The sequence below is a fragment of the Candidatus Kuenenia sp. genome, assembly GCF_027493735.1.
Lineage (GTDB): Bacteria > Planctomycetota > Brocadiia > Brocadiales > Brocadiaceae > Kuenenia > Kuenenia stuttgartiensis_A.
Map to the genome: position 1 here is coordinate 156,904 of NZ_JAOSKF010000012.1, position 19,955 is coordinate 176,858.

The following is a 19,955-nucleotide window of genomic DNA, read 5'->3' on the forward strand; positions in this document are numbered from 1 at the left end:
GAGACACGCCATGGCGTGTCCCTACTCTCTCTCTCTCAAATCGTAAATCGTAAAACGTAAATAAACACCATGCTTCCTATTGGAAATATGCCAAAAATAAAAACCGGAAAGTTTGATGCCGAAAAATCCATTTTTTATCTGATGTGTATTTTTGCGGGTGTGGGGGCATTTTTTTTTATTTTCATGGCGGGATGTTATCTGGATATTTACTACCAGCTTGGGATATTCTGGGGTCTTATAGGTTTTATAATAGTTGCTGGTAAAATAGAGGTATTTAAACGCCCGCCCTTGCGAATCCTCTTCATCCTGATCATTGTGTTTATTACCCTGCGGTATTTGCTCTGGCGTACTTTCCAGAGTTTGGTGTACACGGGGCCATTGGATTATGCGGCAACCATTTTGCTTTATCTTGCGGAGGCATATGCGGTTGCCATTCACTTTTTCGGTTTATTTGTCAATATATGGCCGCTTAACCACAAGATAGCGCCCTTGCCTGCCGACTCCCGGCTGTATCCCACGGTGGATATTTTTATCCCCACTTACCATGAACCTGAAGATGTTATAAGAACTACTGCCCTTTCGTGTACGCAGATTGACTACCCAAAGGACAAGTTTAATGTTTATATACTGGATGACGGCGGCACTGTCGCCAAAAGGAATCATCCCGAAAAGGGAATGGATGCGTGGAAAAGGCATTATTCCCTGAAGAGGATGGCGAAGGAACTGGGTATCAGTTATATTACGCGGCAGCAAAATGTGCATGCCAAGGCGGGGAATCTGAACCATGCCCTGCAGCACACAAGCGCTGAGCTTGTACTCATATTGGATTGCGACCATGTACCCACAAGGGATATTTTACGGAATACGGCAGGATGGTTTCTGAAAGATGAAATGCTTTTTCTTGTGCAAACACCTCATTTTTTCATAAATCCTGACCCGTTTGAAAAAAATCTTGCGATATTTGGCGAAGCCCCCGGCGAGAATGAGATGTTTTATCACGGTATCCATCATGGCCTTGATTCCTGGAATGCTTCGTATTTCTGCGGTTCCGCCGCCCTTTTGCGTAGAAAATATTTAATGGAGGTTGGGGGAATTGCCGGCGAAACGATAACTGAAGACGCGGAAACAACCGTTGCTTTACATAGCAAGGGCTATAATAGCGTGTATATCGACAGGCCAATGGTATGCGGATTGTCGCCTGAGAACTTTGATGATATGCTTGTACAAAGGAGCCGCTGGGCGCAGGGTATGATACAAATTTTCATACTGAAGAATCCCTTATTCGCAAAAGGAATGAAATGGTATCAGCGTCTCTGTTATATGAGCGCTTCCCTATTCTGGTTTTTTGGGTTTTCGAGGTTTATTTTTTATATTGTCCCTGCGGCATTTTTATTATTCGGATTGAAGGTATACCATGCATCTTTTGCAGAGATAGTGGCATATGCATTGCCCCACGTTATTGGGTGTATTGTTGTGACGGACTTTCTCCACGGCAAATTCAGATGGCCGTTTTTTTCGGAAATATATGAAAGCGTGCTGTCTATATTCCTTATACCCGTGATATTTTCCGTTATCAGAAATCCACGGCATCCCACCTTTAAGGTTACCCCGAAAGGACAGAGTCTGGACGAAACGGTTCTCACCAGGCAGGCAATTCCATTCCTTCTCATGGTACTGGTAATTGCCGTGTGTGTTCCTGTGGGGATAGTAAAGTGGATACAATTCCCATTATACCGGGATATTATCCTTATTACCCTGTCATGGACGATGTTTAATCTTTTTATCGCTGTGGCGTCGCTGGGTGCGTTTGTAGAGAGAAGGCAGATACGCCGTCATCATCGCATGTGGGCGCGGGGCGAGGTCAATGTGTATTTTCCGCGCATGAAGTATATTGTGCAGGGTGAAATAAAGGATATCTCGTATTCAGGGATGGGGGTGCAGTTGAAAACGCCGTTTCCTATAAAACCGGAAGAGGATGTTGTATTAAACGTCAGAGATATTTATGGGGAAAAATATGCATTTGATGCAAGAATATTCCGTAAGATAAAAAAGAAAGAGTATGTTTTCTGCGGATGTGATTTTGTTGCAAAAGGAAAAGCGGCGCAATTGCGTTTGATTAAATATGTGTATGGCGACAGTCAAAGATGGGAAGATTTTTTGCAGAAGCGGTTTAAGCGTGTAAGTCCGTGGGGGATCTTCTATTTTATTGTGCGTATGGGTATAAAGGGGAGCAGGGACTGCGTTACACTTTCGTCGAAATTATTGTATAGCGTACTGAAAAAAAGTTTTTTTGTAATATATGGGAAAATGCAGTCATTGTGGCTGAAAAAGATGAAGCTTGAGGGATTGCATACAAAATGAAACAATTATTTCTCTGTATAGCAACCATCTTCTGCCTGGCACATCTGGCGCATGCGGCAGTAGTAGAAGTGCCCTTATATAAATTTACCAATACCCTTGTTAAAAGCATCGATTTAAAATGTATTAGCGCTGAATACACAATCCCGGTCAGTGTTCCTGAACGATGGGAAATTGAAAAGGCAGTCATGCGTTTTCAATATGTAAATTCATCTTCTCTGCTGGAAAACAAGTCTACCCTGGTAGTGAAAGTGAATGGATATCCGATTGCGCAAATCAAGCTAAGCCCCATTGTTCCTGAGGGGGAGGTAAAGGTGGCAATTCCTGCTATTTTACTGGATACCGGCTACAACAACATCAGCTTTGCCGTTACGCAGCATTATACCGATGAATGTGAAGACCCGTGCGCTCCAGGTCTTTGGACAACCATTAAGATTGACGAATCCATTTTACGCGTGGAATACCGATTAAAACCGGTTCCTTTGCGGTTATCTGCGATTCCTGAATTTATATTTGACCCGAAAATCTTTCCCCACGGCAGGGTGAATTTCATTGCTGAAGGACTTACTTCCGAGGAGTTAATCAATTATGCAGGCATCGTGGCTTCCGGAATTGCGCTGCGATATGATTACCGGCAGGTATTTTTCAGCCTGAGTAAAGATATCAAGCCCAATGTGGACAATATCCTTTTGGGGAAAAGGGATTTTATATACGATTTTTTAAGAAAAAAGGGCGTTGAAATAAATGAAGATGCTGGCGCCCTTTTGAAAATAACACACCTTCCGCTGGAAAAATTCGTACGTGATCCTCATCACGCCTTAATTATAATTACCGGAGATAATATTGAGCAGGTGAAATTGGCATCGGAAACTTTTGCCATTATGTCTTTTCCATTTCCCGACACCGACGAAATGACGCCGGTGAAGTTTGAACTCCCTGATGTTGCACAGTACAGCGGCAAACATATGCTGGTTCCCGATAAAAAATATCCCTTTAAAACCCTTAACCTTGAAACGTATACTTTTAAGGGATTATCCCCTAATCCGAAAGAAATCACCTTTCGTCTGCCGCCCGATTTTATGGTGAAGCAAAATCAATATGCGAATCTTTCCCTGCACTTTGCATATGGCGCCGGCATGAGGAATTTTTCCGTACTGAATGTATCCCCCTTTCCGGAAAGATTTCAACAAAATCCTTATTTTAAGCGGGTTTCCACAAATTCAAAATAATATGTAGTCGCAGAATAAATGGCCTATTTATTAATACAAATCCTTTATAACCCTATAAATACTGACTTGACAAAATATTTTATTAATGATAGTGTAGTCAAAGAATATTGGGACTACATTATGCACCTTACTTATAGCGATTCTAAATACAAAGGGAAAACCTATAAATCTTACTCTATTGCCGAATCCTACAGGGATGGCAAAAAGGTCAGAAAAAGAATACTTTGGCCCATCGGGAAACTTTCCGATATTCAAGCCGAGCAAATCAAACTGATATGTAAAACAGTTGAAAACACAGATCAATTGCAGACTCAGCTCAAAGACGTTGCAGTCCTGGAAAGCAGGGCATATCTCGATATAGCCGTTGTTAATGAGTTGTGGAACCAGTGGCAGCTTGATCAGGCTTTTGACTACGATGTCACTGCAGGCGCCCTTCCTACCAATATGATTGCAAAGATACTGACTATTAACAGGTGCACCGATCCGTGTTCTCATTATTCCATTCCTCATTGGGCGAAAAAGAGCGCGCTGGAGGACATTCTTAAAATTGATCTTTCAGGCCTAAATGACGATAAAATCTATTATGAATTAGATAAAATACACAAAAACAAAATATCTATAGAGAACCACCTTTTTAACCAAACCTTCTGGAAACGTCCGGAATCCTATAAATTTATCAACTACGACCTAACTACTTCCTACTTTGTGGGATATAACTGTGATCTATCGGCATTTGGCAAGGGCAAAATAGAGTGTCATGGCAGGCGGCAGGTCTTACTGGGTGTTCTTATCAACTCTGAGGGATATCCTTTCAAATGGGATGTATTCCCCGGGAACACCGCTGAGGTAAAAACCCTCAAACAGAATATCAATGCCTGTAAAACCAGATTCAAATTGACTGATAAAAACGTCACCCTTGTATTTGACAGAGGCATAATCTCTGAGGACAATGCCAATTTGATAGAAGAAGCCAAACTCAAATACATCTCGGCATTGGATAGAAATCAGATACCCTCTTGCGGTGTCAGTTTAAAGTCTCTTAATGGGTTATCCATAGAAGATAAGGACGCCTCCGATATACCTATCCCGCAAGGGTTTTTAAACTATGATGATGAATTATACTACCATGACAATGGCGTCATAGGAAACAAGCGTTTTATTACCGGTTTTAATCCCACTTTATTTATAGAAGACCGCAATAATAGAGACGAGAAAATAACCTTTTTTAAGGATTATCTCAAAGAAGAGAATAAAAACCTTAAAAATGCCCAAAGAGACCGGCAATATGACGCAACAAAGAGCCGCATTGTAGATGAGCTGAAAAGGTTAAAGATTCATAAATATTTCGAAGACCCTGTTCTGACGTCCATCACCGTTACCCATAGACTGAAAAACGGGCAGGTCAAATCCGTCAAAAGTTTCAAAATAGAAATCAAGCTGTTAACTGATGTTATAGCCGCAGATAGATTGTTGGATGGCGTATGTGTTTTTATCACTAACCATACAGAACGGGAAGATGGAGGTGCGTTTAAAGCAAAACCCCAATCTATAGTTAGAGCCTATCGGGACAAGACAAAAATAGAAGATGTCTTTAAAAATGTAAAATCGTTCTTAAAAATCAGGCCCTTCTTTGTCAATACCGAGGCACATGTTAAAGCCGTCTATACTATCTGCATCCTGGCATATTTTATAAACCGTTATCTATCAAACCAACGAAAGGCAATAGGAGAAAAAGATTTTTTAAACTCAAAGGAACTCTATGCGCCGTTCAAAGATATAGATATCGCCACTCTTGAGGCTAAAAATACCGGTGAAACCTTAAAGAAAGCCGTGAAACTTCCCGCCGTCACACAAATGCTATTGGAAAAACTTGGAATGTCCAATGTTGTTTTCGGCCAGTAATTAAAAGACTTCCAAAAGACATGTAGTCGCAGAATCAATGTTTATAAGTGTTTGCCAAATTTGACTTTAGTAATTTCTTTCCGGAACATGGGATGTATTGCTGAATGGAATACATATACGGGCGGTTCGCCTTGATAACGAATTTGGGAACATTGTGGAAGGATATAACCTCTCAATCCCTACCTATTTGTTCCGGGCAGGAACGAACGTTATTTCCTTTGCGCCGATGTTAGCCCCGATAATGAGTAGCAACTGTGAACCGATGCCCATAGACAATCTCTTCTTCACCATATTCGATAATTCAACATTTATTTTTCCGCCAATGCCGCATCTTGTTGAATTGCCCAGGCTGGAGCTGTTTTTTTTAAACGGGTTTCCTTTTACCCGCTGGCCTGACGGACACGAAACGTTTCTCTTTATGACGCAGTCAACGTCCAGCGTGATAGCTTCCGCCTTTAACATCATTGGTTCTATCACTCAAAAAAACGGATTTCCCCTCCTGGAATTTAAAATGGGTTTTCGCAAACCAGACGCATGGGACGGTGAGATTATTATTTTGGGAAGCGCAGAAAGCATTCCGGACGATTTAAAGGAACTTGCTCCTTTGAAACTTACAAAAAATACATCTGTCCCTTACCCGGTGGTGAAGAGCTGGCGGGATGAAAAAACCCTTGCTTTCAGCGGGCAGATAAGCGATTTTGGAAAGGCGAAAGGTGCTATAATGCAATTCAAATCCCCTTACAGGGTGGGGCGCACGATATTGATGGTCACGGCGTTTTCTCCAAAAGAGCTGTATGCCTTTAGCGAAATGCTTACAGAACCTGCGGTAGAAGGCGCGTGCAAAGGCGATCTGGCATTGGTTGACCTTGTTTCCGCCCCACATTACAAGGTCTATTCTTTTGATATAGGGAAAAAATATTTCAGCGGTAAAGGCGGGAAGATATCCCGGATAAAGGCGTATATATATTCCATGAGTAAGTATTATGCCTACCTGTTAGTTTTTATCTTTCTGTTTTTGGGGATAACCGTTTTCTATCTGTTATATCGCTTTAGAAAGAGGAGGTTGAAAAGTGCATAAGAAATTAAGTTGCATTATTATATGTATGTTTTTTATGCTGGGTATGTGCAAAATGACATACGGGCGGCAGCCGGCTGTTTGGGAAGCGTTTAAGTCGAATTTTATCGGACAGGACGGCAGGGTGGTCGATTATTACAATGGCCGTGTCAGTCATTCCGAAGGGCAGGGATACGGAATGTTGCTGGCGGTAAAGTATGATGATAAGGCCGTGTTTGATAAGCTTTGGCAGTGGACGCAGGATAATATTGCGGTAAGGAATGATCATTTGTTTGCGTGGAAATGGGGAGAGAGAACGAGTGGCGTCTGGGGGGTAGTCGATTATAATAATGCCACTGACGGCGATATTCTCATCGCATACGCACTGATCAAGGCCGATGAAGAATGGCCCAACAATAATTATAAAAATACCGCCTTGAAAATCGTCAGAAGTGTGCGGGAGAATCTTGCGGTGGAGTGGAACGGACATCAGCTTCTTTTGCCCGGTTATCACGGATTTATAAGGGAGAATGATCGTTTTATCGTAAACCCCTCCTATGTTATTTTTTCAGCGTATCGTGCGTTTGCAAAGGTTGACGCCGAAGCATTCTGGCAAAAGGTTTACAAAGACAGCATGCTGCTCGTTGCAAAATCTTGTTTTGGGTCGCTGAAAATGCCTGCAGACTGGGTAATGCTGGAGGGCAGGGACATAGCTGTTTGTAATGAAAGAAAACCGTATTTCGGTTATGAGGCAATCCGTGTATTCCTCTATCTCTCGTGGGAAGAAAATCCCCCGTTTCCGGAAGGTTTGGCGAAGATGCTGGATATTTATAATAAGCTGGGCTTTATTCCACTTTGGGTGGATGTTGCAAACGACAGCATTTCGCTGCAAAATGCTCCACCGGGTTTTTACGCTGTATTTGCCAGGGCGGCGGAGAAGATGGGTGAAAAAACGTTAAGCAAGAAATTGTTCAAAGAAGCGAGTGAAAGGCTGGCGTATGATAAAAAAGATTATTATTCGTATTGTCTGTACCTCCTGGCGGAAAAGTGACTATAATAACTTATTGAGAAGTTACAGAAATTGTAATTTGGAATTTAAAATATATTGTCTATACGAATGAAAGTAAATATCGGTTTCTTCATTTTATGTTGTATCTTTTTTGCGGCACAGAGAACCATTGCATATTCTTTGGGTTTGCCGGGTGGATACGCTTCTTTCAGTAGTCCCGATACATCAGCGCAAAAGCCGGCGTCCCGTTTGTACACCATTCAAGTCGCTTATGTCACTGATCCGGAAGAAGCAAAGAAGCGTGCGAAGCAGTTGTCGCAACGCATATTTCTTCCCGTTTGTATAAAAAGAACCGCTCAAAATTATTATGTCATCCTTGCGGGGAAAGCGGAGAGACGTTCTGATCTGTCGGAGTCTGAAAGCATTATCAGGGCGAATGGATATCCACAGGCATCTGTGGTGAATGACCCATACGGAGCGATTCCTGTTATTATGGAAATATTGCCGGATCAAACAAACGCCAGGCCGCCAATATCAAAGAATACACCGGAAAGAGCGGATGATTCCGCCGCTTTCTATGCCATCCGGGTTGCCCATATCACCAATCGGGAAGAAGCGGAAAAGCGCGCGAAACATATCTCTCATACCTTCGGTATTCGCACACGGATAAAGGAGGACGGCAACTACTCTCTTCTTCTTGCAGGAGTGGCAGGGAAACGGTCGGATTTGCAGCGAGATATTGATATGTTGCGGAAAAACGGATATCCCCAGGCGACTATTATCAACAATCATCGTGCGAAGCCTCAGGAAGCGACGGAAAATTCGCCTCATATCGCGGTAACGAAGGAAAGACAGTCGAACCTGTTATCGATTGTACGGAAAACTCATTATGGGGAGGATGATTATGGCGTGTTTGACGAAATGGACGCCCCGCATTATTCAATAGAAGGAATGGGGGTTTCTGACGAAGGCGGAAACGGCAGGGAAAATGAGGATATCGTGCGGGCATGGGACTATTACCGGTCTGGCGATTATGCGCAGGCATTGGAACTTTTTCACAGGGTTCTTTCTTATTCTGAAACGGTGTTAGAGGCAAAACTGGGCAAGGCGTGTTGTTTTGTGATGCAAAATGACTCCACAAAGGCTGTTCCCCTATTAAATGAGCTAAAGGAAAAGAATTATGCGTTAGAAAAACTTGCAGACGCTTTTTTCAGAACAGGACAATTTGACGAAGCACTTGAATTGTGCGACACGATGTTATTTTTTGATCCTTCTAACAGGGAAGTCTTATGTTTGAAATTGAACATACTCGTGCAAACCTGGCAATTTAGGGAAGCGAGGATGATACTTGCCCATATGCCAAAGGAAAACGACACATTGAAGACGTTGCAACTTCGCGCGGACCTTGAGTTTTGGCTGGGGAATTATGGGAGCGCTATTGTCCTCTATCAGGATTTGATCAGTAGATGGCCGGAAAATGGCGATATCTGGTTTGGGTATTTTAAAGCACTTTCATCAGCGCAGGAATGGTCGCTGCTGTCAAAGGCGATAAAAGAAGGAATAGACAAAATAGAAATGTCCGATGACAGGCGGGATTTCCTGGTGGAGATGTATTTGTCTTTGGAGGAGACAGAGAAAGCGCTATGTTTATGGAGAGGTATGGAGGTTGCTTCGGAACGATGGAGGAAGACTCTTTTCGCCATAGTGAACACATTAACTGCCAATAAGAAACGGGAAGCGGCTGTTCAGGTTCTGAAGCAGGCATTGGAAATGGACGGTGCGAATAGCCTTATCGCCGGGGAGTTGTCTCTTCAATACGCTTCCATGGATATGCCGGAGAACGGTATGGAAATTTTGCGTCAATTTGAAAACACGCCGGAGACCAGTAGCGCACTGAATATTGCAAAGGCAGGGCTTTTCTCTATTGTAAAAAATTATGAAACAGCATTGTCAATGTTACAAGCTTTTGAACAAAATACCGGCAATGATTACAAGGCGCAGCTTATTGAACTGGAATGTTATTATGGCCTGGAAGATTACGAGGCACTTATCGAAAAATCCGCTTCATTATTGCAAAAATGGGGCGCGGATGAATCTTTTCCTAAATCAAGGGTGTCGGCATTGCGGATACTTTCGCAAATCAAAGTGGGCTTGCATAGGGAAGCGGAAAGAGAGATTGGGGTGCTTTTAGAAACGCAGAAAGAAAAATATACAGCCGCAATGCTTTCCGTTTTGCTCTATGCATACAAAGGTGTTGAATTGCTAGCAGCGCTGGAGAATGCCGATTATGGTTCGGCGGTTTTTTCAATATCGTTGTTCGCTTCAAGCGGACAAATGGAAGAACATTACCAATCCATTCAGGCGCTTGGAGCATCACTGGCAGAATCTTCTTCTTGGTTTGATACGATGCCGCAGCAATTTTTTGAGGATGAATTATTCTTTGATGCATCAAAGGTGACTGCCCTCCGCATGCTTCATGCCTGGAAAATTGCGGATGAACTGTCCGGGCATAATAATGCAGACATAACGGAGCAGTTGGCAATGGCTGAATATAGAGCAGGGAATTTTCAGGAGGCGCTGGAGGTTTATGAACAACTCTATTGTATGCGTGAAGATGCATCATATAAACTGGGCATGATGGAATGTTTCATGGCAATGAACAATAAAAAGAAGGCGAAGGAAGTATGTGATGAAATACAATTATCGAATCTGCCTCGCCAGGAAATGCCCCGTTATTTGGAAAATGTGGTGAAATGTGGCATTGAAAGAGAGGCGTTTTACAGGATAATCATGGAATTGCCGGAGGATTTGACAAAAAACACGCGTGTCATAACAGCGATAGCAATGGCAAATATTCATTACGGCGACTACTTTCTTGCAAATAATATAGTAACGGAATATCTCTTAAATAATCAGATCTCTCTCTCCCTCTTTCAGTTAATCATGGATAAGGCGGGAGATTTTGACAAAGGGCGGGAGGGGAAACACTATCAGTTTGCAAAAAACTGGCTGAACGATGCCGTGGAATTATATCCTGAAAATACCGGCATTCAGTATCAGTATGCAAGGTTCCTGGCTTTGCACGAAGAGTATGAAATGGCAAAGAAACAATTTTTGGCAATGTGGGAATCAAATTCCAGAGATACCCGCGCTATGATATGGATGGGGAAACTGAACAGGCAGATGCATGAATTTGAGGAATCGCAGAAATGGTATGGTCTCTATTTAAAAACAAGGCCGTCAGACGCCATTGCCCGCCGGGAAAGAGAATTCATTAATCATTGTGCGCTGCGCAAAAAACAATCCGACATGGTGTTTGCGATGGTTAGCCAGCGTATGCCGGGGGATTACAGCGGTTGTTGGGAGTGGGAGGCAAAGAGGTCTGAGATAAACGAAACACAAGAGTCAATGTTTCTGCAGGATGCATTTACTATGAATTACAGGGGAAAGAGTCATTTCTTTCCCTATTTGGAACCGGTTGCCTTTTATGGTGAATCCGGCGGTGGAAGGGAAGGCCTTCGCCATGAAATGCCTGAACAGGATGCTGGCGCAATGGGCTATTCCTTTGATCAAACAACGGGGAAGTGGAAACAGGGGACATCGATTGTTTTTCAGGGGTGTAACGGTGCAAAAGGCGGCAGCGGAAATGGAGATTTTTTGCTCCCGTTGTCAGGAAGGGTGAACAGGTATCTTGCGATGGATTTGCCGGCGTCAATGGACCATGCGCTTAGTGTTGAAGACAAAGTAATGTATTTTAGAAAATTTGGCAGAGCGACAACGGATCGTTTAATGGCGACGTCACATAAAGATTTTAAAGAGAGTCTGCAGAATTATGTCATGGGGAAAATAGTGCCGTATCAGGGAGAAGATAAAAAAGGGGAGAGATTTGAGATTATCCGAGATGGCGGAATAAATGATATTTTTGACGTATCATTGCGGTGTGATAAAGAAGGGATGCGGAAAGGTTTTTATGCGCTGCCCCCCGGTGAACTGAAGAATATTTCAGCAGTGGGGTGCATTCCCGATTTTTGTATATTTCACACATTTTGTTTTTACAAAGAATTGTAATACTTTAGTCCTATGAAAAAACCGCTCGTTCCCAAGCTCCGGCGGGAACGGGATTGTTTGGAAGCTCCAGCTTCGAATGGAAAAGGGAATGAACCATGATGTCAGCTTGGAGGTTTTCAGTATGTTACCCAAGATATTTAGAAACATCTTTGAATAGAATAATAACGTTTCCGGCTAAATGGAAGCTAGAGCTTCCAGCAATTACGTTCCCAAGCCGGAGCTTGGGAAGGAGCATTTTTTTTAAAATAAACTGTTAAAAAATAGGAATGTCCTCAACAAGTTTAAAAGGTATTTCTTTGAAATGTTAGATTAGAAATTTTGAATTTTAAATTAAAAATGCTCATTCCCAAGCTCCGGCTTGGGGAACGAGATCGAGCTATTTTCCATGCTGAAGCATGGGAGTTAATGCGTGGTCAGATTTTTCAAAAGACTAAAGTGTTAAAAAAATTAAATATTTGTGCCCGTAAGATTTTCTTGGCAGGCATGGTTATACGATAATGGGAAATTGTAAAGACAAAAAATATCCGTGCGACGACTGCTTTAGTTGTCAGTTTTGCAGCGATGAACGCTGTTCCATGTGCTTGTGCAACAAGAAAAAACCAAGACAGCTTAGCGTGGAAGAACAAATAGCCCTTTACGATGAGCTAAATAAAAAGTAAATGTAGGGCCACTTCCCATATTTTCCAACTTGATTTGATTTGAAAATATGGGAAGTGGCCCCAATTACCCATTACCTTCGAGAGTTCAGGCTTGCAAACCGGAACCCGCCGGGAGTCGTGTAATGTTTACGCTGAATAGTTACAAAAAATACAAAGAAACTATTGAGAAGGTGCTAAACACGGGTTATTTTTGTTGTGCCAGTAAATCTGCTTTTTTCATCATTTCGCACATGGTTCTTTCCAGCAATAGACGGTATGCTTCCATTTCTTCATCGTTAAGTTGTGGGGGGATAAACAAGGGTTTGCCATAGAGTATTAACACACGGGAAAACGGCTTTGGTATGCGAAATTCGTCCCAACTTGGAAGTTTCCAGTAATTTGACATTCCGACTGTAACAGGGAGAATGGGTACGCCTGTTTTTTTGCCAAGGTATATACACCCTGATTGCACCACGCATCGCGGCCCTCTGGGCCCGTCAGGTGTAATTGCAATTGAATACCCTGCCTTTGTTTTATCCACTAACGCCTTTACTGCCCTGGCGCCTCCACGGGTGGTAGAGCCTCTGATAACGCCGAAACCAAGCCGTTTAATTACCCCTGCAATGTATTCACCATCAGAATGCTGGCTGACAAGTACTTGTATATTTGCATTGCGGCCAATATAGGCAAGGCAAAGCAGCGTACAGTGCCATATAGCATAAATATTTAATGACTTTTTTACCTTTTCCAGACTTCCCCCTGGTTCGTGTTCTATTCGCAGGGTAAACAGCAATATCCTGACTAAAAAACAGCCAAGTATCCCTGTAATGTAGAACTTTAGATTTTTCATTTTGGTACTCTGTTTTTTAATACGTTATTCTTTGTTCATGGCTGCATATAAGGCGCATTTGTTACAACTGATCGTATCGTTTTCACAAAAGTCCTTAAATAGCTGATAAAGCCCTTGCTGTCTTCTTGCGGAATGTATCACTTTATTTGAAACCATTGATGTTCCAAATATACGAGTACCCATAAATTTTGTAACGCTGGTGGAAGGATGAGGTGTGTAGTTTCTGTAAATGTAGTGCAATCTTTCTTCTAATGCCTTGTCGTTATGCTTTCTTGCGTATACGAGCATGACCGGGATGATCACATTAACAAAAATGTTTGATGTCCTTTCTTTTCCAAGGAGTTTTTGCGGTTTGTTCAGCTTCTTGCCACCGGGGGTGTAACGATACGACCAATATGCGTCATGGGTTTCCAGAAAGGGAGAGAGGAATTCATTGACGAATGATTTAAATCCCCGCGTGTTTTTTTTCGTATCATCTCTTTTTTGGAAGATACGCAATATATACCGGAAGAGGCCATTGTCAAGGTGTTCTGATAGGATGTTGGCAATGGCAACAATTCTCCTGTCGGGAAAATTTGCAGGCCTGATCCCTGTATACGACCAGCTTTCCCTGGTCAGGGGCGTCTGATGTATCTTTGGTTTTATGCCCTGCCATGTTGAGAAAATACGGTCAAAATACTGTATGGTTTCATCATCAAATCTTTTTGTCTCCTCCTCATTCAGGGGTAATAATCCTGCCATACCCAGCAACAGGGACTGGGCTATGATTTTTTTCTCCTGAGCAGGAGTATATTCCGGCACAAAAGATTGAATCGTTTCTGCGGTAACGAGTGAGGCCAGCATCAGAAAAGGTTTTTTATTGTTTTTGTATCCCAGCGATTCCATTATTGCTTCATAAAGAACCCGTTCGAAAGGTTTGTTTTCAATCCATTTTTCATATTTTTTTGCCTTTTGAAGGATGCGTTCATCTCCTGCGTAATCAAGAAAACCCCCGATCCATTGTTGTGTTATTTTTTGTTTTCGCATCTCCAGATTGCAATATCCCGGGATAACCTGTTTGTTGCCGATGTAAGAGCCAACATCAATGGTTTCGATTATCTCATCAAGTTCTGCCTCCAGATAGAGTGATAATGTTATTTGTGGGATTACTTTTCCGGAGAAGTTTTTGACGCATCTCCCCTTCAGATCATTCCACATAACCACGTGCAGGCATACGGCATCGTAGGTTTTTTGGTTTTCATGTTTGTGATGTATCCAGTCGGAGGCAAATACATGGATTTCGACACTGCCTCTTATTAACCCCTTTCCCTCCAGAAAAAACTCCGCGTGCTTGAAATCAGGCCCTTCTTCATTGTTCCACCATCCCGGAGAAAGGATTTCCAGGCGGAGGCCATCGTCCGTGCGCAAATTTTTCTTTTCAATGTGCTGTCCGAACCAGATACACCGGACAAGTTCTTCCTTTATTAATTTTTCTGTGCCTTCCAGTATGAAAGAGATGTTTTCATGACGTGCGGCAGCGCTGCACATGGCAACTATATTACGGTAAGCCGTCGAAAAATTTTCTGTGGAAAACGATTCAATATCCAACATTGTTATTGATAACCCAACCTTTTTAACTTATGTGTATCTTTTCGCCATTTCTCCATGACCTTAACGTGCAGTTCAAGAAATACTTCCCTTCCCAGTTGATCCTCGATATCTTTTCGTGCAATGACGCCCACGTGCTTGATTGCCTTGCCCTCTTCGCCGATAATAATTCCCTTCTGCGATTTCCGTTCAACATAAATAATCGCCTTGATATAGTCCCTGCCTTTTTCCCTCTCCTTGAATTCTTCAATTTCCACCGTTGAAGAATAAGGAATTTCTTCTCCATAAAACTCAAAGACCTTTTCCCTGATAATTTCGGCGGCAAGGAATCTCTCATTGTAATCGGTAATAGAATCCTCCGGATACAGCGGCTCGCCTTCTGGCAAATACTGCACAATAAGAGAAAGCAGGCGTTCAAGATTAGTTCCTTCCTTTGCGGAAATGGGAATAATTTCGGAAAACTTCATTAACGTATTATATGAAGCGATAATGGGAAGGAGTTTATCCTTTTCTACCATATCCACTTTATTGATTACCAGCAGTATCGGCTTGTTAAAGGTGGCGAGTTTCTTCACTACATCTCTGTGTATTTTTGCAGGTTGTTTAAAAGGTTCCACCATCATAAGGAGTATATCCGCTTCTTTAATAACACTGTAAGCGGTTTTCACCATGTATTTTTGTAGTTCGTATGTTGGTTCTATAATGCCCGGCGTATCAAAAAAGATAATCTGGTAATCTTCCTTCGTTAATATACCCATAATTTTTTTTCTTGTCGTTTGGGGTTTATGAGTAACGATGGATAATTTACACCCCATATAATTGTTAATGAGGGTGGATTTGCCTACATTTGGCTCCCCTATTACCGCAACATATCCTGATCTGAAATCTTTTTTGTTTTGCATAAATAGCAATCTTCTCTTTTTTCTAAATGTTTATAATAAGATGTTTCGGAAAATAGTACCAACGCAGGACAATGCGTCTCTGTCTGCAATTAACCGGAGAGATCTGTCAGATATTTCAGGGATGCGATTGCCGCCTTAATTAAATGAGTTTCCCCTGTTTTAAGACATTGTTCCGTTATCTTCTCCATGCCTCTTTTATTTACCACCCCGGTAATACATCCCCCTTTCAACCCCATGGATGCGGTCAGGGTTAATACCGTGGACGCCTCCATTTCGTAATTGAGTACATTAAGGGACTGCAATTCCTTTGTTATTCCCTGAAATTTTCTTAAGGTATATTTTCTAAACGAATCGCTTCTTTCTTCGCCCTGATAAAAAGTATCCGATGATGCGGTGATACCGACATGATATTTTATCCGGGAATATTTTGCGCCTTCTATCAGGGAATAAATAATTTCATGGTTGGCAACTGCGGGGTATTCAATGGGGGCATAATGCGTCGATGCGCCATCAAGCCTAACCGCTCCGGTAGTGATAATAACGTCTCCAATATCGATATATTCCTGTATTGCACCTGATGTCCCCACTCTGATAAAAGTTTGTATCCCCAATTGTGCCAACTCGTCTACGGCGATTGATGCGGAGGGACCCCCGATTCCCGTTGAGGTAATGAGGATTTTTTGTCCACTCACCTCAGTAAGATATGAGCAATACTCGCGTTTCCAGGCGAGTCTCTCGTTGCCGGTTCCGTATGTCTTCGAAATGCTCTCTGCAATAATTTGGGATCGAAAGGGGTCGCCTGGCAATAAAGCGATCTTCGCCCCTTGTATGTTTTTGCTATTCAGGTCTAAGTGGTATACATTATCCATGGTACTTGTTTATATGCTATTAGCCTTTATACAAGCGGAATTATTTAAACGTGGGAGAGGAAAATAGCTGAAAATGCCCGATTTAACTTGTTGAGATGTTTGTACAATTTTGCCGGGATTGATCATTTTACCAGTGGCATGTTTGCATTATAGAAACCCTATTTCTGATTTGCAAGCTTATTTGTTTCGTGTAGTAATGGCCGGACTTCTCACTTCAAGATGACAATAATCCGGCATCAGACAATATCCATGAACTACCAGTCCTTGTTGTTGATGAACGTCTTTTCATTTTCCTTGACAACATTTACCATAGTAAATATAATTTTTTTCAATAATTTCTTTCTACGTCTTTATAACACGAGGCCAACGGCCTCGTTAATTTTTTGGATGATGAATGATGCGGATACTTAAAACATGGGAATGCGATGCAAGCCTGGAGATTGAAAAAATCAAACAAGGCTTAGACCCTTTAAACAGTTCTTCAGACATCAGAACAACCGTACTCAAAATCATTCAGGATGTAAAAAAAAATGGCGACAAGGCCATTGCCGCATATGGCAAACGTTTTGACAAGGCACCTCTTTCGCCGGAACAATTCAGGGTAAAAGAAGAGGAAATTGAAGACGCTTATAAATATGTAACCGGTAAATTTATAAAGGCAATACGCCTTGCAATAAAAAATATTCAAACATATCAGAACCATATTCGCATTCAAAACGTAAAACCGCTAAGGTCTAAAGGGGTGATTCTTGACACAATCTATACCCCAATAGACAGCGCAGGGATATATGTCCCCGGGGGGGCGGCTTCGTACCCCTCTACCGTATTGATGAACGCTATTCCCGCCCAGGTTGCCGGAGTGGAGAAAATAGTCATGGTCTCTCCCCCAAAGGAAGACGGAAACATTCCTCCGGAGAGATTGGTGGCGGCAAAAGAGGCAGGCGTTAGTGAGATATACAAAATCGGCGGTGTTCAGGCAATTGCTGCGCTCGCTTTTGGAACGAAAACCATTCCAAGTGTGGACAAAATCGTAGGCCCTGGAAATGTGTTTGTGACGCTTGCCAAAAAAGAAATTTTCGGATATGCGGGAATAGACATGCTTGCCGGCCCGAGCGAGGTGTTAATTATTGCCGATAACCATGCAAACCCATCATATATCGCTTCTGATTTGCTTTCTCAGGCGGAACATACTCCGGGTATTTCTCTTTTAGTCACTTCTTCAAAATTGTTGGCAAAGCAAGTTTTAGCAGAAATAACCCTGCAGATAAAAACACTCAGCCGTTCCGCCGGCACAAATGAATGCCTCAGCAAATATGGAGTAATTTTTATCACAAAAAATATGAACGAATGCATAGCGCTCTCCAATGCCATTGCTCCAGAGCATTTGCAGATTATGACGCAGAATCCAAAAGCCGTGTTATCAGGCATTAAACACGCCGGCGCGGTATTTGTGGGAGATTACACCCCTGTGGCTCTGGGAGATTATATCGCCGGACCATCCCATGTGCTCCCTACCGGAGGCACTGCGCGTTTTTCATCCGGTTTATCGGTAAATGATTTCATTAAGAGGACAAGTGTTATCACCTATTCACAATCAGCGCTGAGGAGCGTACAGCAGGATGTGTCTGAAATTTCAGCATCTGAGGGACTTGATGCGCATGCAAAATCGGTTAAAATCAGATTGGATTCAGGCAGGAAAAAGCCGTCCGTGCGTTGAAAGTAACGTAGTTCCTGGCTCACTATCACTACTGTTTTATTCATTGGAGCATTCTCTTGAGTTATTTTAAAGAACATATTGAAAAAATGACCGGTTATATACCGGGTGAACAACCAAGGGATGGTGTTTACACAAAGCTAAATACAAATGAAAATCCCTATCCGCCGTCACAGCATGTTTTGGAAGCAATACGTAATTCATTAAACGAAACGCTTCGTTTGTATCCTGACCCGGTCGCAATGGCGGCACGATTAAAAATTGCGGAAGTACTTAAAACAAAACCGGAACGTGTCATGGCCGGGAATGGGTCGGACGATCTTCTTTCTATAATAGTTCGCAGTTTTGCAGGGCCTGGTGATAAAATAGTTTTTCCCTACCCTTCCTATATGCTCTATAAAACCCTTTCTGAATTACAAAACGGCGCTGCATGTATGATTGATTTTACGGAAGATTATATCCTCCCTGAAGATTTCATCGTAAAAGGGGCAAAAGTTTCTTTTATCGCAAATCCCAATTCGCCTTCGGGCACAATGATTTCTCCCCGGGAAATATCAAGACTGGCGTCTGAAATTGATGGAGTGCTTGTTATTGATGAAGCATATGCGGATTTCTCCGACGAGAACTGCTTGCCATTGGTAGAAAGGCATGATAATGTACTCCTTTTGCGTACACTCTCAAAATCGTATTCACTTGCAGGCATTCGGTTTGGTTTTTGCGTAGCGCAAGAATCTCTTATACAAGGGATGATGAAGGTAAAAGATTCATATAATGTTGACCGGTTAGGCATAGTAGCCGCAGTGGCAGCTATGGAAGATCAAAAGACCATGATGGAGCATGTCGAGAAAATCATAAAAACAAGAGAGTACCTTACAAAGGCATTGCAGGGAATGGGTTTTTTCATTTATCCATCTCATGCCAATTTTGTTTTAGCCAGATGTATGAAGGGGGTTTCTGCACAGAATTTATATAATGAATTAAAAAAACGGAAGATTTTGGTAAGATACTTTAACATAAGACGGCTTGATGATTGCCTGCGCATTACGATAGGAACGCAGGAAGAAATTGACCTCTTAATAAAAAATCTAAAAGACCTGCTAATTGCCGGAGCAGGAAACATACATTAAATTGTTACAATAATTGTAACTATGTAGCTACAGAGGTGATGTTTTCTAAAAAACTTTGCGGCTCTGTGGCTGAAATGCAGAGCGAAGTGTCACTTCGCTCTTAACTAAGCAATCGCTTAGTTTTACAATGCTGAAAAATTACCAATAATTAATACTTTTCCCCGGAAATACGGTAAGCTTTTTCTTAGAGAAACGAAAATGAAAAACCCCTGGAACAAAATAAAGGAAATAGAAAAAAAAGACCCGCGCTATTCCCCGATGGCTTATCAATTTGTATTCGAGGCACTGGAATTTACCACAAACATGCTAGGCAAAACTCAATATAAGGCCGCTGATTCAGGCCGTCATGTGACGGGAAAAGAACTTTTGGAGGGGATTAAACGTTATGCTTTGAAGCAATTTGGTTTTATGGCCTTAACTGTATTTGAACAATGGGGTATAAAGGAGGATATTGATTTTGGGAATATCGTCTTCAATCTTGTTGAAAGCGGTTTGATGGGGAAAACAGAAACGGATTCGAAAGATGATTTTAAAAATATTTATAACTTTAAAAAGGTCTTTGATGAAGAGTACGAATTTAAAGGCAACTATGATATCCGGATGTCATTAAGTGCGCTTGGTATCAAAAAAAGTTAAATATCTCATCCC

Annotated in this window: 13 protein-coding genes; 9 read left to right on the forward strand and 4 right to left on the reverse strand. The window is 42.1% G+C overall.

Annotated features, from left to right (window positions below):
• Window positions 1-87: 87 nt before the first annotated feature.
• From bcsA to M5U24_RS07355, 6 genes are all read left to right on the forward strand, one after another.
• Window positions 88-2,361 (forward strand): UDP-forming cellulose synthase catalytic subunit, encoded by a 2,274-nt coding sequence (gene bcsA / locus M5U24_RS07330; RefSeq protein ID WP_157820365.1) that lies wholly within the window; start codon window positions 88-90, stop codon window positions 2,359-2,361.
• Complete coding sequence (locus M5U24_RS07335; RefSeq protein WP_298202023.1) at window positions 2,358-3,587, forward strand: cellulose biosynthesis cyclic di-GMP-binding regulatory protein BcsB; 1,230 nt, start codon at window positions 2,358-2,360, stop codon at window positions 3,585-3,587. Before bcsA ends, M5U24_RS07335 begins: the two co-directional genes overlap by 4 nt.
• 18 nt (window positions 3,588-3,605) lie before the next feature.
• Complete coding sequence (locus M5U24_RS07340; protein WP_099324133.1) at window positions 3,606-5,489, forward strand: IS1634 family transposase; 1,884 nt, start codon at window positions 3,606-3,608, stop codon at window positions 5,487-5,489.
• Window positions 5,490-5,586: 97 nt separating this feature from the next.
• Window positions 5,587-6,567, forward strand: coding sequence for a cellulose biosynthesis cyclic di-GMP-binding regulatory protein BcsB (locus M5U24_RS07345; protein WP_298202025.1), 981 nt, complete (start codon window positions 5,587-5,589; stop codon window positions 6,565-6,567).
• Window positions 6,560-7,594: a glycosyl hydrolase family 8 gene (locus M5U24_RS07350; protein ID WP_298202027.1), complete on the forward strand. Its 1,035-nt coding sequence runs from the start codon at window positions 6,560-6,562 to the stop codon at window positions 7,592-7,594. Before M5U24_RS07345 ends, M5U24_RS07350 begins: the two co-directional genes overlap by 8 nt.
• 54 nt (window positions 7,595-7,648) lie before the next feature.
• The gene (locus M5U24_RS07355) at window positions 7,649-11,620 is read left to right on the forward strand and encodes a tetratricopeptide repeat protein (RefSeq protein ID WP_298202028.1); all 3,972 of its coding nucleotides are present in this window, start codon (window positions 7,649-7,651) and stop codon (window positions 11,618-11,620) included.
• A gap of 843 nt (window positions 11,621-12,463) precedes the next feature.
• Here the strand turns inward: M5U24_RS07355 and M5U24_RS07360 are convergent.
• The 4 genes from M5U24_RS07360 to udp all read right to left on the reverse strand — a co-directional run bounded on the left by M5U24_RS07360 (window position 12,464) and on the right by udp (window position 16,466).
• Complete coding sequence (locus M5U24_RS07360) at window positions 12,464-13,108, reverse strand: lysophospholipid acyltransferase family protein (protein WP_099324116.1); 645 nt, start codon at window positions 13,106-13,108, stop codon at window positions 12,464-12,466.
• A 24-nt stretch (window positions 13,109-13,132) separates the two neighbouring features.
• Window positions 13,133-14,698, reverse strand: coding sequence for a DUF2851 family protein (locus tag M5U24_RS07365; protein ID WP_099324115.1), 1,566 nt, complete (start codon window positions 14,696-14,698; stop codon window positions 13,133-13,135).
• Window positions 14,699-14,700: 2 nt separating this feature from the next.
• Window positions 14,701-15,597, reverse strand: coding sequence for a GTPase Era (gene era / locus M5U24_RS07370; RefSeq protein ID WP_099324114.1), 897 nt, complete (start codon window positions 15,595-15,597; stop codon window positions 14,701-14,703).
• A gap of 89 nt (window positions 15,598-15,686) precedes the next feature.
• A complete protein-coding gene (udp, locus tag M5U24_RS07375) occupies window positions 15,687-16,466 on the reverse strand; it encodes a uridine phosphorylase (protein ID WP_099324113.1) in 780 nt (259 codons plus the stop codon).
• A gap of 394 nt (window positions 16,467-16,860) precedes the next feature.
• Here udp and hisD point away from each other — a divergent pair, with 394 nt between their 5' ends.
• From hisD to M5U24_RS07390, 3 genes are all read left to right on the forward strand, one after another.
• Entirely contained in the window at window positions 16,861-18,183 is a 1,323-nt protein-coding gene (gene hisD / locus M5U24_RS07380; protein ID WP_169703824.1) for a histidinol dehydrogenase, read from the forward strand.
• Between the two features lie 56 nt (window positions 18,184-18,239).
• Entirely contained in the window at window positions 18,240-19,307 is a 1,068-nt protein-coding gene (gene hisC / locus M5U24_RS07385) for a histidinol-phosphate transaminase (protein ID WP_099324111.1), read from the forward strand.
• 198 nt (window positions 19,308-19,505) lie between these two features.
• Complete coding sequence (locus tag M5U24_RS07390; RefSeq protein WP_099324110.1) at window positions 19,506-19,943, forward strand: Minf_1886 family protein; 438 nt, start codon at window positions 19,506-19,508, stop codon at window positions 19,941-19,943.
• Window positions 19,944-19,955 lie beyond the last annotated feature (12 nt).

Coding starts and splice junctions, on each gene's coding strand:
- udp (WP_099324113.1), bottom strand. CDS start 16,466: ATGGATAATGTATACCACTTAGACCTGAATAGCAAAAACATACAAGGG.
- bcsA (WP_157820365.1), top strand. CDS start 88: ATGCCAAAAATAAAAACCGGAAAGTTTGATGCCGAAAAATCCATTTTT.
- M5U24_RS07360 (WP_099324116.1), bottom strand. CDS start 13,108: ATGAAAAATCTAAAGTTCTACATTACAGGGATACTTGGCTGTTTTTTA.
- hisD (WP_169703824.1), top strand. CDS start 16,861: ATGATGCGGATACTTAAAACATGGGAATGCGATGCAAGCCTGGAGATT.
- M5U24_RS07335 (WP_298202023.1), top strand. CDS start 2,358: ATGAAACAATTATTTCTCTGTATAGCAACCATCTTCTGCCTGGCACAT.
- M5U24_RS07365 (WP_099324115.1), bottom strand. CDS start 14,698: ATGTTGGATATTGAATCGTTTTCCACAGAAAATTTTTCGACGGCTTAC.
- M5U24_RS07390 (WP_099324110.1), top strand. CDS start 19,506: ATGAAAAACCCCTGGAACAAAATAAAGGAAATAGAAAAAAAAGACCCG.
- M5U24_RS07340 (WP_099324133.1), top strand. CDS start 3,606: ATGGCCTATTTATTAATACAAATCCTTTATAACCCTATAAATACTGAC.
- era (WP_099324114.1), bottom strand. CDS start 15,597: ATGCAAAACAAAAAAGATTTCAGATCAGGATATGTTGCGGTAATAGGG.